Source organism: Maribacter sp. Asnod1-A12 (assembly GCF_045063735.1).
Taxonomy (GTDB): Bacteria; Bacteroidota; Bacteroidia; order Flavobacteriales; family Flavobacteriaceae; genus Maribacter.
Map to the genome: position 1 here is coordinate 1,177,081 of NZ_JBEFNZ010000006.1, position 14,631 is coordinate 1,191,711.

General features: G+C 35.5%; 10 protein-coding genes. 3 read left to right on the plus strand and 7 right to left on the minus strand.

Annotated features, from left to right (window positions below):
* Nucleotide 1: 1 nt before the first annotated feature.
* The 6 genes from ACJJVP_RS04870 to hemH all read right to left on the minus strand — a co-directional run bounded on the left by ACJJVP_RS04870 (nt 2) and on the right by hemH (nt 10,139).
* Entirely contained in the window at nt 2-3,127 is a 3,126-nt protein-coding gene (locus tag ACJJVP_RS04870; protein WP_405411267.1) for a glycosyl hydrolase, read from the minus strand.
* A gap of 172 nt (nt 3,128-3,299) precedes the next feature.
* Nucleotides 3,300-6,440: a glycosyl hydrolase gene (locus ACJJVP_RS04875; protein WP_405411269.1), complete on the minus strand. Its 3,141-nt coding sequence runs from the start codon at nt 6,438-6,440 to the stop codon at nt 3,300-3,302.
* 212 nt (nt 6,441-6,652) lie between these two features.
* Entirely contained in the window at nt 6,653-6,799 is a 147-nt protein-coding gene (locus ACJJVP_RS04880) for a hypothetical protein (RefSeq protein WP_405411271.1), read from the minus strand.
* Nucleotides 6,800-6,868: 69 nt separating this feature from the next.
* Entirely contained in the window at nt 6,869-8,245 is a 1,377-nt protein-coding gene (locus tag ACJJVP_RS04885; RefSeq protein ID WP_405411273.1) for an MATE family efflux transporter, read from the minus strand.
* A gap of 46 nt (nt 8,246-8,291) precedes the next feature.
* Nucleotides 8,292-9,065 (minus strand): DUF3050 domain-containing protein, encoded by a 774-nt coding sequence (locus tag ACJJVP_RS04890; protein WP_405411275.1) that lies wholly within the window; start codon nt 9,063-9,065, stop codon nt 8,292-8,294.
* A gap of 30 nt (nt 9,066-9,095) precedes the next feature.
* Nucleotides 9,096-10,139: a ferrochelatase gene (gene hemH / locus ACJJVP_RS04895; RefSeq protein ID WP_405411278.1), complete on the minus strand. Its 1,044-nt coding sequence runs from the start codon at nt 10,137-10,139 to the stop codon at nt 9,096-9,098.
* 174 nt (nt 10,140-10,313) lie between these two features.
* Here hemH and ACJJVP_RS04900 point away from each other — a divergent pair, with 174 nt between their 5' ends.
* The 3 genes from ACJJVP_RS04900 to ACJJVP_RS04910 all read left to right on the plus strand — a co-directional run bounded on the left by ACJJVP_RS04900 (nt 10,314) and on the right by ACJJVP_RS04910 (nt 13,655).
* Complete coding sequence (locus ACJJVP_RS04900) at nt 10,314-11,381, plus strand: mechanosensitive ion channel family protein (RefSeq protein WP_405411280.1); 1,068 nt, start codon at nt 10,314-10,316, stop codon at nt 11,379-11,381.
* A 77-nt stretch (nt 11,382-11,458) separates the two neighbouring features.
* Nucleotides 11,459-12,811, plus strand: a complete 1,353-nt coding sequence (locus ACJJVP_RS04905) for a hypothetical protein (RefSeq protein WP_405411283.1) — start codon at nt 11,459-11,461, stop codon at nt 12,809-12,811.
* On the plus strand, nt 12,804-13,655 hold the full coding sequence (locus ACJJVP_RS04910; protein WP_405411285.1) for an N-acetylmuramoyl-L-alanine amidase-like domain-containing protein: 852 nt from the start codon (nt 12,804-12,806) through the stop codon (nt 13,653-13,655). The genes ACJJVP_RS04905 and ACJJVP_RS04910 overlap by 8 nt, the downstream gene beginning before the upstream one ends.
* Nucleotides 13,656-13,659: 4 nt before the next feature.
* Here the strand turns inward: ACJJVP_RS04910 and ACJJVP_RS04915 are convergent, their stop codons facing one another.
* Nucleotides 13,660-14,550: a helix-turn-helix transcriptional regulator gene (locus ACJJVP_RS04915; RefSeq protein ID WP_405411288.1), complete on the minus strand. Its 891-nt coding sequence runs from the start codon at nt 14,548-14,550 to the stop codon at nt 13,660-13,662.
* Nucleotides 14,551-14,631 lie beyond the last annotated feature (81 nt).

Here is a 14,631-nt window from a genome sequence, read left to right on the forward strand (position 1 = left end):
CTTATAATCTTATAGCACCCACTCCTGCATCCCATAACGTTTTATTGTAAGCAGGTATAGCCGTGTTGATGAATTGCTTTCCTTTTGCTTTTAAACCTACCCATTGTGCGTCTAATTCAGTCTTACGGTCTTTACTAGCCTTGTTCAATCTTGGAATACCACTATTCGTCTGGTTGATCATAAATATATATTCTGCAGAAAATTTGTTAGGAAAATTCTCTACATCATCATACGCTTGTGATTTACGCTGTACCATATCACCATCCCATGCTTTCATTTCTGCCAATAGCTTTTCACCAGCAGCTTTCGCCGTAGGATTGGTTACCTTTTTCAAGACTTCAGCTAAATCGTTTTGAGCTGTATATAACTCATTGATCATATTGTGCATTTCGGTTAATTCTGCTTCTGCAATGGTCATAAAAGCATCATATTCTTCGTATTGTCCTGGCTTTGTTTCATAGGTAGGCACTTCATTAATTGTACCTGTAGTAGAAACTGTTTGTCCATCAACCTTTAATTTAAAAGTATATGTACCAGAAGATACTTTATGTCCGCTAAAACCAGCTTCAATATATACGCCTGGTATACCCGGCATTATTGCATTTTTCATATCCCACACAAAGCGGTTCAATCCTGTCTTCTTACTCAGCACTGGTGCTGGTGGTGCACTACCGCCATTATGTGGCTTGTAGGTTGGATCTTTTTCTGAACTAATTGTTCTAATCACCTTCCCTTTAGCATCTGAAATTTCTAAAGTAATGGCAGTACTGTCTTTCAATTTAGGTAGCTCATAATATAGCACTACTCCGTTAGCAGGGTTAATACCTTCAAACGTATCACTACCGGTAAATTTATCAGAATTACCACTCAACGGACTCCCCCAAGAACCATTATAAGCATCTTTTGGTTTCAAAATTTGAAGTCCCGTTTTAGAAGGCTGATACTGCCCAAGAGCAACAACATCATCAAGAATCCAAAACGAACGACCAGACGTAGCAACTACCATATCGCCTTTGTGCATTTTCAAATCAGTAATTGGAGTTTTCGGTAAATTCAATTGAAAAGGTTCCCAAGATTTACCACCATTCCAAGATGCATAGATTCCCTTTTCTGTACCCGCATATAGCAAGTCTTTCTTAAACTCATCTTCACGAACTACGCGTGTAAAAGCACCATAAGGAATTCCTGAATTTATAGCCGTCCAAGTTTTACCATAATCGGTTGTTTTGTAGAAACCAGGTGTGTAATCATTAAACTTATATCTTGTTGTAGCAATGTAAGCAGTTGCTGGATCATGCGGAGAAACCTCAATTGCATTGATCAAACATTCTTTTAATCCTTTAGGGGTTACATTTTCCCATGTTTCGCCACCATTTTTAGTCAAGTGCACCAATCCGTCATCACTACCCGTCCAAATGTATCCTTTTTCATGCGGAGATTCTAATATGTAAGCCAGCGTACCATAATTCTCGGCCCCTACTGCTTCGTTCGTATATGGTCCACCACCATTGCCTTGTTTTGCATCGATATCTCGAGTAAGGTCATCAGAAATTTTATCCCAAGTTAGACCCATATCTCGGGTTCTAAATACATATTGCGCTCCATGATAAAAGGTGCCCTGTTCATGTGTAGAAGCTATAATCGGTGCGTTCCAATTAAACAAGTACCTCATATCTCTAGCTTCGCGACCTAAATATTGAATAGGCGCTTGCATGATTTGAGTTGCCGCTTTAGACTCCATATCCATCACCTCAACCGTACCCAAATACTGACCTCCCATTACATAACGTGGATTATCAGGATCAAATGCTAAAAAGGCACTTTCACCACCCGCAGAATCTGTCCAATCTCTAGTTGTAATACTACGGCTACCTGCAGATAAGCTAGCAATTTTAACTGACCTGTTATCTTGCTGACCGCCATAAATGTTATACGGAAACAAATTATCTACACTAATTCTATAAAACTGTGCAGTAGGCATATTGCTTTGTGTAGACCATGTTTTAGCATAATCAAATGATACAGAAGCACCACCATCATCTGCTAAAACCATATTTTTAGAATTGTTTGGGTTTATCCATAAATCGTGCGTATCACCATGGGCAACCTCAACATTTTCCCATGTTTTACCTCCATCTTCTGAACGTAGCGCTGGTGCACTTAAAACATATACTGTGTCTTCATCATTAGGATCCACAAAAACCTCAATATAATACCAAGCACGTTGTACTAATCTATTATCACCACTAACCATTGTCCAAGATTCTCCTGCATCGTTAGAAACAAATAAGCCACCTTTATCGGCATCTGAATCACTTTCAATGAGCGCATATACTTTATCAGAATTTGACGGACTCACAGCTATCGCCATTTTTCCTTTTTCTTCAGGTAAACCTTTGTGAATTTTTTTCCAAGTCGCACCTGCATCAGTAGACTTATATAATCCGCTACCGACACCACCACTAACCACCATATTCGGTTTACGTTGATGCTCCCACATGGCGGCATACATAATTTCAGGATAGTTGGCATCCATAGAAAGTTCAGAAGCACCAGTTAAATTATTAACGAAAAGCGTGTTTTTCCATGATTTACCGCCATCAATTGATTTATAAATACCACGCTCGGCATTGCCTTCAAAAAGAGCCCCTTGCGCAGCAACATAAACGATATCAGGATTTGTAGGATGGATGATAATTCGTGAAATATGCTGGGTTTTTTCAAGTCCCATTTTCTTCCAAGTTTTACCGGCATCGGTAGACTTATATACTCCGTCTCCGTAGGATGTCATTACACCACGTGGTGCATGTTCTCCCATACCTACATAAACGATATTCGGATTGGATGCCGATACAGAAACTGCGCCAACCGACCCTAATTCAAAAAATCCATCAGAAATATTCTCCCAACGTTGGCCAGCAGATTCTGTTTTCCAAACTCCGCCACCGGTTGTACCCATATAATACGTCATGGGATCACCAATCACTCCCGTAGCAGTTACCGAACGTCCACCTCTAAACGGACCAATATTTCTAAATTTTAAAGGTTTAAAATAATCATTGGCTGTCTGCGCAAAAGTTATGGTGGTTGCAAGTACCGCCATAAACAAGACTAGTTGTTTTTTCATGATAGTTTGTTTGGATGTTGTTTTGGTTTTTACAATGTTAGTTCGAGTGGTTTTTCTTGGAGTAAAACGTAAAGAAAAATTGTATCGAGAACTATTTATAACACAAATGGTTTCTCGATACTAATTTTTTCATACTTCCAAAATTCACTCAAAATGACAATTTCGTACTCTACTAACTTTCATCAATAAACAAGTAATTCAATTTAAGCTCGTTAAAACCTTTATTAAATTCTTGAAGCTCTGATGATATTACATTGTTAAAAATCTCCAGCTCTTTATTGATTGCCGTTGTCAACTCATTTTTAACAGCAACATCTTGATCTGTTGGCTGAAAGTTATCCATAGAAACCAATCTATTCAAGTGCCCCAATTTGTTTGTCAATTTAATAGGGAAGTTCAATGGATCTTGGCTACTTCTATTTTTAGTTTGGTATAAAGCTTTTTCGACTTCGCCCAATTTCTTTTTCATAGCTTTTGCTTTATCGCGCAAATCTTTAGTACGCTCATCATCCTTATACTGTTCCATAAAAGCATTCAATTGCTCGGTAACATTCCTTATCTTTTTTATAGATTGATGTGCATTGTCAATTGTTGTATTTACATCTGTAATAAAATTGAACTGCTCTTGCATTTGAGCTACTGAACTTTCTGCTCTTGGATCTGGCAAAATGGTAAATGTTTCGCTGCTATTATCTCCATTAACATTCAAATGTACTTTATAATCACCCGGCACTGCCTTAGCACCATCTAAGTTGGCACCCCAAAAAATCATCCCTTTTAACTTCTCTGCACCTTTACCGCGAGTGTCCCAAACAAAAGTGTTACCACCTTTTTTGACTTCTAACTTCTCTTCTTTTTTCTTTGTTGAAGTACTATACTTTGCCAAAGTGTCTCCTGCTACGCTTGTATACGTAATTTGAATAGTATCTTTCTCTGTATAGTTTTTAAGCATAAAATGAGTGATTACACCATTTGCTAAATTTTGACCACTGGTTTTAGATAGTGTTTTAACAGACCTCCCTTTTGTGCGGTATGAATCTTTAGGTTTAAAAAGAATAGATTCAGCATTTTTCTTACTATCATCTAATTGATGTAATACAGTCAAATCATCAATGATATAAAGACTACGCCCTTGTGTAGCCACAATTAAATTATGGTCTTTAATGGTTAAATCGGTAATTGGTACAATGGGTAAATTCATCTGAAAAGGAGACCAATTGGCACCGTCATTAAATGAAATATACATACCTGTTTCAGTACCTGCATATAACAAACCTTTCTTCTTAGGGTCTTCACGAACTACCCTTGTAAAATGTTCTGATGGGATACCGTTCGTTATTTTTATCCAAGTTTTACCATAATCAGTTGTTTTATAAAGGTATGGTTGAAAATCGCCCAACTTATATTTGGTAGCTGCCACGTAACAAGTACCTTCATCAAAATTTGAAGGCTCAATACTATTTATCATATTCCACTCTGGCATGTTTGAAGGGGTAACATTGTCCCAAGTAGCACCGGCATCTTTAGATACATGAATTAAACCGTCATCACTACCAACCCATAACAGACCTTCTTTTAACGGGCTCTCATTAGCCGTGAAAATAGTACAGTAATATTCAACACTAGTATTATCTTGAGTAATTGGACCGCCACTTGTACCTAGTTTAGTAGGGTCGTTACGGGTAAGATCTCCACTCAATACTTCCCAACTTTGACCTTCATTTTCACTAACATGAACATAATTAGAGAAAGTGTACAACTTCTTAGGGTTATGTCTACTGAACAGGATAGGGAAATTCCATTGAAAACGATACTTCATAGCCTCTGCACCAGCACCCATTGGGTTATCTGGCCATACATTTATTCCTCTTACTGTTTTCTTATCATGATTAACACGGGTTAAGAATCCTCCATAACTACCTCCATAAACGATATCATCATTTTTAGGGTCAACGGCTATCCACGCAGATTCACCACCAGCAGTTGGTTCCCAATTACTTTCATCAATGGTACGACCATCACTTCTATGATCTATACGTAAGGTTGAATTGTCTTGTTGAGCAACGTATATTCTATAAGGAAATGCGTTATCGGTCGTCACACGGTAAAACTGAGCTGTAGGCTGGTTGTAATACGTACTCCATGTTTCGCCACCATCATAAGAAATTTGGGCACCACCATCATCACCAATAATCATACGCTGAGAATCTTCTGGAGATATCCACAAATCATGATGATCGCCATGAGGTGCATTGAATGTATTAAAAGATTTACCTCCGTCTGTAGATTTATGATAATTCACATTCAGCACATACACTACATCTTCATCTTGCGTATCGGCATACACTCTTGTATAATACCAAGCACGTTGGCGAATTTTACGTTCTTCGTTTACAACAGACCATGTTTTACCACCATCTTCTGAACGGTACAGACCGCCTTTTTCTTTATTCTCGACTATAGCCCAAACCTTTTCAGAATTTTTAGGCGAAACAGCTACGCCGATAATACCCAAGGTATCTTTTGGAAAACCTTTGTTTTTAGAAATCTCTGTCCATGTTTCACCACTATCCATGCTCTTCCAAAGTGCAGAACCGTCACCACCACTAACTAAGCTATAAGGCGTACGTTGCGCATGCCAAGTAGAAGCATATAAAATTCGAGGATTATTTGGGTCAAAAGTTAAATCAACTGCACCCGCTTGTTCATTTACAAAAAGTACTTGTTTCCAATTCTTGCCACCATCGGTACTCTTATAAATTCCACGATCTTTTGTTGGTTTATAAATATCACCAAGTACCGCTGCATAAACGGTATTATAATCTGTAGGATGTACACGAAGTCTTGGCACATGTCTACTTTTCTCTAAACCTGCAGAAGCCCATGTTTTACCACCATCTTCCGTTTTCCAAACTCCGTAACCAGAAGATACATTACCTCTTAATGTTTTTTCTCCGCCACCAACGTATATAACGTTTGGATCGCTTTTAGCAACCTCAACAGCACCAATACTACCTCCGAAATATCCATCAGAAATATTGTCCCAAGTACGCCCACCATCTAAGGTTTTCCATACTCCGCCACCTGTAGCGCCGAAGTAAAATAAATTAGGCTCACCAGGTACACCTGTTACTGCAGCAGAACGCCCACCACGAAACGGCCCTATGGAACGATACTCTAAACTAGAGTATAATTCTTCTGGATACGTTGGTGCGTTGTTTTGAGATTTACTCCTTCTTTGAGATAGTAAGGATAATGGTAATAGAAAACATGCCAGCATAATAATGCCAGCATTGGTAAGGTGCTTTTTCATTTTGATAGTTTGATATTAGTCTTTCCTAAAATTAAACAAATAGTTATAAAAATGTTGATTTTAAGATTTTATTGGGAGTACTTAGGAAGTACATTTATCAAATTATCGATCTAACTATCTTTTCAATCATTAATTATCAAAAGCAAAAACAAAAAACTACTTTCTATAGATACTTAATCAGGTATAATAGAATACGACAAACCCAATCAGATTCAAGCTGATCGGTCATATTTCACATACTTAGAGTCATTTTCTTGAAGCAGTTTTACATAAGTATTTTGATTATTAATCAATTCTTTAAGTTTCCATGCCAAAACAAATAAAGCACCAGCAATTAATTGTGATAAAATAAAATTCATAATAGTATCTTTTAGTGTTTCTAAAGCTACCTACGAAAAATGTTTGTCTGGGTTTGGTTTTTGTGTAAATTAAATCAAATTTTTATTGATTTCTTTTCGCAAGTAATACCCTGTAACAATAGTTGCAAGCACATCTGCTATGGGAAAAGAAATCCAAACGCCCAATTCCCCAAGGTAATCGGGTAATATTAGAATTAAAGGGATAAAGAAAAAGCCTTGTCTACATAACGTCAATAGCAAAGCTGGTACAGCCTTGCCAATCGCCTGAAAATAAGCGGCACCAATAAGTTGAAGTGCTATAATGGGAGTTGCTGCAAACACCCAACGCATGGCAGACGGTGTGTTTTCTAGTACAAAGGCGTTTGTTTCAAGCTCCAATGCACTCATATCTGGTTTATGACTTAAAAATAGTCCTGCTATTTCTGCGGGGAAAATCATGAGTCCCGCAAAAACTAAAGTCGCTAATAGTGCTGCATATTTTATTGCCGTATAAATGGATTCCTTCACCCTATCATATTTTTCAGCACCATAATTAAAACCGGCAATAGGCAAAAAGCCTTGCGTAACGCCAAATACAGGAAAAAGGGCGAACATCAACATTCTACCGATTATGGCATACACCGCTACCATAGCCTCGCCACCTAAATCAAAAAGAATATTATTCATCAATAAATAAATGACACTCACAACAGCCTGTCGAGAGAGTGTCACCACGCCAAGTGAGCTAATTTCTTTGATTATGGAAAATTTGATACGTAAATACCTTGGATTCAGTTTTAATTCCGAATTATCTGACAGGAAAAAATAAACGATGTATAGAAAGCACAGAAAATAACTAATAGTCGTAGCCCATGCGGCACCCTCCATGCCATAATCCATCACATTTATAAGCAAATAATCTAAAACTAGATTTCCAATGGAAGGAATAATCATAGCGATCATAGCAAATTTCGGCTTGCCTTCCGATCGTATGACGTTATTGCCCATCATATTAAGACCTAGAAACGGCACACCATATAAAACAATAACATAATAAATTTTAGCCAACTCAAAAATAGAGCCTTTGCCACCGAATGCAGGAATAAGCGTATCAACAAACGTGAGCCCTACGGCAACCATAAAAGTGGTAATTAAAATGGTAAATGAGATTTGATTACCAAAAGTTTGAAGTGCTTTATCTTTATTATTGGCACCTAACGCGCGCGAAATAATACTGGCGCCACCAATACCGATAGCCATACCCAATGCTCCTATAAAAAAGGAAATAGGCAACACTACATTAATTGCAGCAATGGCAATAGAACCAATCCAATTACCCACAAAAATGGAATCGACCAGTACGTTTAGCGACATTACTAGAATTCCTATACTAGCAGGTAATGCCTGTTTAATAAGCAAACTTGATATTGATTCCGTTCCTAGTTGTTCTGCGGAAACGTTTGCCATGCGCGTTGTTTATTTGTTGAAAGTGATATTCATTTAAATGTGTTTGTTAACCGGAAACATTCGCAGTTTCCTTTATGGACGCTTCTATATGGCTCCACAAATTAATACGTTCTTTCAAAGCCTTTTCTGAACACTCTAGAACTTCATGCCATTTTGCATCGCTATCACCACATAATTCTTGAATCATTTTCAATGAAAGCGGACCGTGCTCATCACCATCCAATTCGATATGCCTTCTTAAGTAATATTCCAATTTAGGATATGCATCTTTACCAGCGCTATCCACAATTTTCAAGAACATATCTGGAATTAAGTCTTCTCTACCAAAAGTAAATGCGGCGGCAATTTTATGTGGCTCTTGAGTTTGTATCGTTTCAAAAGTGAAAGTAAGAAAGGACTTTATAGCTTCATTCAAATCAGAATTCTCAATAGTTTGTAACAAACTATCTAAATCATCAATTCTGTTCAAGAACTCCGTTATTTTACTAGTATCCGCACCTACTTCAACCATAGCATCCAAATACATTTCGTAATGACTTTTTAAAACGCCTAGTTCATTGACATCAGTTTCTTCTTCCAAAACGATTTCATTAATAAACCGAGCGGTATTTGTATTCTTTACCGGTTTCCACGGTAAGGTGGTACACGTAAGGTTTATTTGCAATGACTTCAAAAGGGACATAAAATCCCATACTGCATACACATGGTTTTCCATGAATATCTGTATATCAGATACCGATTTCAGCTCCTTATAAAGTGCATGATTTCTTAATTCCTCTCTTAACGGTTGTAATATAGATTCTATTTCTTCGATTTTCATAGCAGAGATTTTCTAAGAATTATTAAATATTTAAGTGCTAGGAGCTACATCTAACTTACTTGTAGCTTGCCAGTCATTTAGCCATTTTGCCATTACTTTTACCCATGCATCATTATCATTCATACAGGCAATATGTTTATAATCTTCACCACCGGCTTCCATAAATTGCTCTTTACCTTCCATTGCAATTTCTTCTAAAGTCTCAAGACAATCACTAACGAATGCAGGGGTAATAACTGCCAATTTTTTCTTGCCTTCTTTCGCCAAGCGTTCAAATTCAAAATCAGTATAAGGTTTTAACCATGGATCACCAGCTAAACGCGATTGAAAAGAACTGCTAACTTGCTCTTCTTGCAGACCTAAATACTCCTTAACCATCTTTGTAGTGTCATAGACTTGGTGCCTATAACATGTGTTATGAGCAACTGAATTTACATTGCAGCAAGTGCCATCTATTTTACAATGAAAACGGGTTGGGTCACTTTTACGAATATGACGCTCTGGTATACCGTGATATGAAAACAGAATGTGATCATAATCAAAGCCTTCCAAGCCGTCTTTTATACTCTCTGAAAGCGCTTTAATAAACTCAGGGTGCTTATAAAAGGCAGGTAGCGTAGTAATTTTCATTTCTGGAAAACCAGCCTCTTGTTCTTCAAGAACTTTAACAACTACAGTTTCAAAACTAGACATAGCATAGTGCGGGTATAATGGAACCAAAAGCACATCATCAACTCCTTTATCCTTTAACTCTTGCATTGCATTTTTAATGGTCATCGTACCATAACGCATACCAAGAGCTACAGGCATATCTGTTTGTTGCTTCAATTTATTCGAGAAACGATCAGAGATTACGATTAAAGGTGAACCTTCTTCCCACCAAATCTTAGCGTAAGCTTCTGCAGATTTTTTTGGTCTAGTCTGTAAAATAATACCACGTACTAAAATTGTTCTTAACCATTTAGGGGCGTCAATTACACGCTCATCCATTAAAAATTCATCTAAATATGGCTTAACATCTTTTGGTGTAGGGCTATCTGGTGAACCCAAATTGACTAATAATACTCCTTTCATAGCAATTTCTTTGTTATTCAAATGCAAAAATAACACATGCAAATCGATGATATTTTAATTTTTGGCAATAGTTTTTCTATACTTATATAAAGCAATCTAATAACTAGCTAATAAATTTTTAGTGCTATTTAATTTTAGTAAGTTGTAATTAGTCAAATCTAAAATACCTGTTTAATGAATACTCTTTTCGATACCGTACCCAAAAGTGCACTATACTTTTTTTTAGCCTCAACCTTAGGTATTTTGATTGCGTACTGGATAATTTCCTTTTTCATCAAAAAATATGGCAAAGACCCTAAGTATTTACTACCGAACGGAGCCCTTAAAAAATTAAGCCGTCCAATTCTTTTTATATTTCTTGCTATTTGGGTTCGATCACAATCATTACGCACATTACTACAAGTAGAGCATCATGAATATTGGTTTAAAAAGGCAAGTACAATCCTTTTTATTTTTGCGATTACATGGCTTCTACTCAATTTACTTAAAATTATAAAAACTGTTATAGTAGGTAATTATGATGTACATGTAGAGAACAACCTTAAGGCACGCAAAATATATACCCAGTTCAATATTCTTGAGCGTATCTTCATTTTTACGATTGTTATATTGGCAGTTGGTGCCGTATTAATGAGTTTTGAAAGCATTCGCGAATTAGGCGTCAGTATTTTTGCATCTGCTGGTGTTGCGGGTATTATCATTGGTTTTTCTGCACAAAAGATGATCGGTACTGTTTTAGCCGGTATTCAAATTGCTATTGCGCAACCTATAAAAATTGATGACGTCGTTATTGTTGAAGGAGAATGGGGTCGTATTGAAGAAATAACTTTGACCTATGTTGTTGTAAAAATCTGGGATAAAAGAAGACTCATTGTTCCAACACCTTATTTTATTGAAAAACCATTTCAAAACTGGACCAAGACTTCATCTGATATTTTAGGCACTGTTTTTCTTTATACGGATTACAACGTGTCTTTTGATGCACTTCGTGATGAATTGACCAAAATTCTTAATAGTACGGATCTTTGGGACAAAGAGGTCAACGTACTTCAGGTAACAGAAAGCAAGCAAAACTCAGTAGAAATAAGAGCTTTAATGAGTGCCAAGGACTCCCCTACTGCATGGGACTTACGTGTACTTGTTCGTGAAAAATTAATTACTTTTTTACAACAAAACTACCCTGAAAGTATTGCAAGAAATAGAGTTTTATTAGAAAAATCCGATAGTCTTAATTCACTTTAAATCAATAGATATTTCTAAAATATATCCCAAAACTATTCATTTTACCATAAATTACAAGCGAATAAAATCAAATTACATTGAGAACATCACTTTACCTATTCAGTATTTTTTTGTTTTTTATCACGGGCTGTAGTAATGAGCCTGATATTCAACAGGAAGTACCGGAAAATAATGGGCTTATTGAAGATTCAGTAAATCAAGAACTATTAAATGAAGTTTATTTTACTTTTAATATTGACAATAAAAATTTAGATAGTGAAAGTTGGATTATTCTTTATGATGAAACAGGAAATTTACTAGATTATAAATCATATAACGCTAAAGATTTTTTAGAGTTCAAGAAAAGAAGTGATAGTATTCCAAAATCAATTACTGTAACTTTATTTAGTACCACACAATCTTCACCATCCCAATATGCGTTTAGTTCTATTTCTCAAGTAGAAATTGGCACTAAATGGAATATTATTGTATCAGAAGTTAATACTGAAATTACTGATCCAGAAATATCTCCAGTAATAGGGGAATTTGAGCTTGAAGTTTCTGAAGCAAAAGGACCCGATTATTATAAACAAAATCTTTTAACAAATATTAAGGGATATGGAGCTAATAATACTGGATATACCATTTTCCATGACGAGAACGGGCTATCAACTTATAATTACAATCCAATTTCAATCAAAGAAAATGAGAACAATTATTTATATTCAAAATTAGATTACGATTTAAATCTAAAATATTATTGGTTTGAAAATGTACAACCTAACGATAAATTTAATGTAAAACATAGTGATTTTAGTGATTATGACAGTTACTTAGACTTACCATTTGTAGAAAATCAATATTTCTCCCTTAACATTCTTGCTTTCGAAAATGATGACGTTCTTAAACAAAAATATCCTAATTATACAGGCTATATTTTATTGGATATAGATAGTAATACATATAGTCAATCTGGACCCGTAAACCCAGGATACTTAGATATATTTAAATGGTACAGAACAGAAATTCATATGTATAGGGGTATTGACCAACCATCTTTTCATTATTTAAACTATAGTGATAAACCTGAAATCAGTATTCCTGAAAGTGATTTTAATGTTACCAATAGATCACTTTCCAATCTAACTTTCTCCACTAATATATCATATGTAAGAAATGAAAGTTTGTTTACTACTAATTTTAATGGTGTTGATCCTATTACCTATTGGAGAGTCTATTCTGGAGAAGACCAATATCCTAAGATAGGTACAGTACCTCAAGAATTATTAGATTTATATCCAGAAATTGACCTTGATAATTTGGAATATTCTTACACAAATCTGTACTTAGATTTCAGTTATTCACATGAAGACTATTTGAATTATTATGAAAACACAACATATAGTGAATTACCTATACCTGAAGTTTATTTATCTTTTTTTGATGAATAAAAGTAAATACTGGATAAGCTTAAGTTCGTTAATTTTTTGGTGTATTAATATCTCAGCCCAACAAATCACCTGCTCTCCAAAAGACAAAGCTGCAGTTGAAAACAAGCTTGAAGAAATCAACGGAATGTATGATGGCAATTTCGGTGAAACTATGGTGAGCGTTGGTAAAACGTTTATGAAGATTCCTTATGTAGCAAAGACACTTGAAATTGGCGATACGGAAACATTGGTCGTAAATCTTCATGAATTAGATTGTACCACCTTTGTTGAAAATGTGCTAGATCTTTCAAAACTTTTAAGAGAAGAAGACCTTTCTTTTGATGTATTTGTTAAAAACTTAGAAGTTATTAGATACAAAGATGGCGCACTAGATGGCTACGCTTCTCGTTTACATTACTTTTCTGAATGGATTGCAAATAATGCCGAGAAAGGACTTCTAAAAGATATCACCGGTGAAATTGGTGGCGCTGAAATCACAAAGGACATCAATTTTATGAGCACGCACCGAGATTTATACCCGTTCTTAGAAGATGATACCAATTTCTCAAAAATTAAAGCATCTGAGAGCTATCTAAACAATCAAGCTATTTGTGTACTGGCACAAGATAAGATTGCCGAAAACGAACATTTAATACAATCAGGAGATATTATTGCACTTACTACTTCCATAAACGGATTAGATGTTACCCATACTGGTATCGCTACACGCGAAAAAGATGGTAGAATTCATTTACTACATGCATCTACAGGTTCAATGCAAGTGGAAGTTTCTAAAAAACCGCTCGCAGAATATTTAAAAGGTATAAAAAGCAACACAGGTATTATGGTTGCCAGACCTCTTTAATTTTCTAACTACCCGCTAAGGCCAATAAGTATTTTTTCGGTGTTGTATTGTATTTTTTCTTGAACGCTGCTATGAAATGACTAGAGGTGCTATATCCCACTTTAAGCCCTATTTCATTGACATTATACTGACCGGTTTCTAAAAGTCGCTTCGCATAATCCATCTTATGATCAAATAAAAAACTGTAAACAGAATCGCCATAAATTTGCTTGAAACCTTCCTTTAAGCGCTTTAAACTAAGACCAACTTCACTAGATAATTCAGACAAAGTCGGTGGTTCTGCCATATTCGCCAAAATAATTTCTTTAGCTTTTTTTATTTTTTTTACATTTTCTTCATCCGCTAAATAAGGACACTGTTCAATATCGGCATTAGAACTTCTATTAAAATATAAGGCAATCAATTCGTAAATCTTACCTTTTACATATAAAGACTTTACAGAAGGATGCAAATTATAATTTACGATCTGGCTTAAAATTACAGCAATAGATGGGGAAAATGGGTCTTGAGCATAATACTTTTTCTCCTTATTATCCGAACTTAAAAACGGAATGTAATCTGCTTCTGCAGTAAATAAAGAATGAAACTTTCGTAAAGTCATTACCACAGATACCAAAGCAGATTTCGGATTTAAATTTAAGTTTAAAGGAAGATCTAACTGTGTGTTATACAATAACAAAGAATTTTCTTCCTTTACATCTAAACTATAATTTCCTTGATTGAAAGTATACGAACCACTACCCTTTAAACAGAAATGAATTTGAATAAAACGTTTGTTAATTTCACGCGTATAATTCATTACAGAATCTTCTTCATTTTGAAATTTTAATACATAAAATCCATCTTCAATCAAGACCTCATCAAATGTTCCTTTAGCGTTACTTTTATCACTCATAATCTTACAATAGGTTTTTATCTATTTAGAAAGCATCTAAATAGATAAGTGTTATTACTGTTACAGCACTATAAAATTATA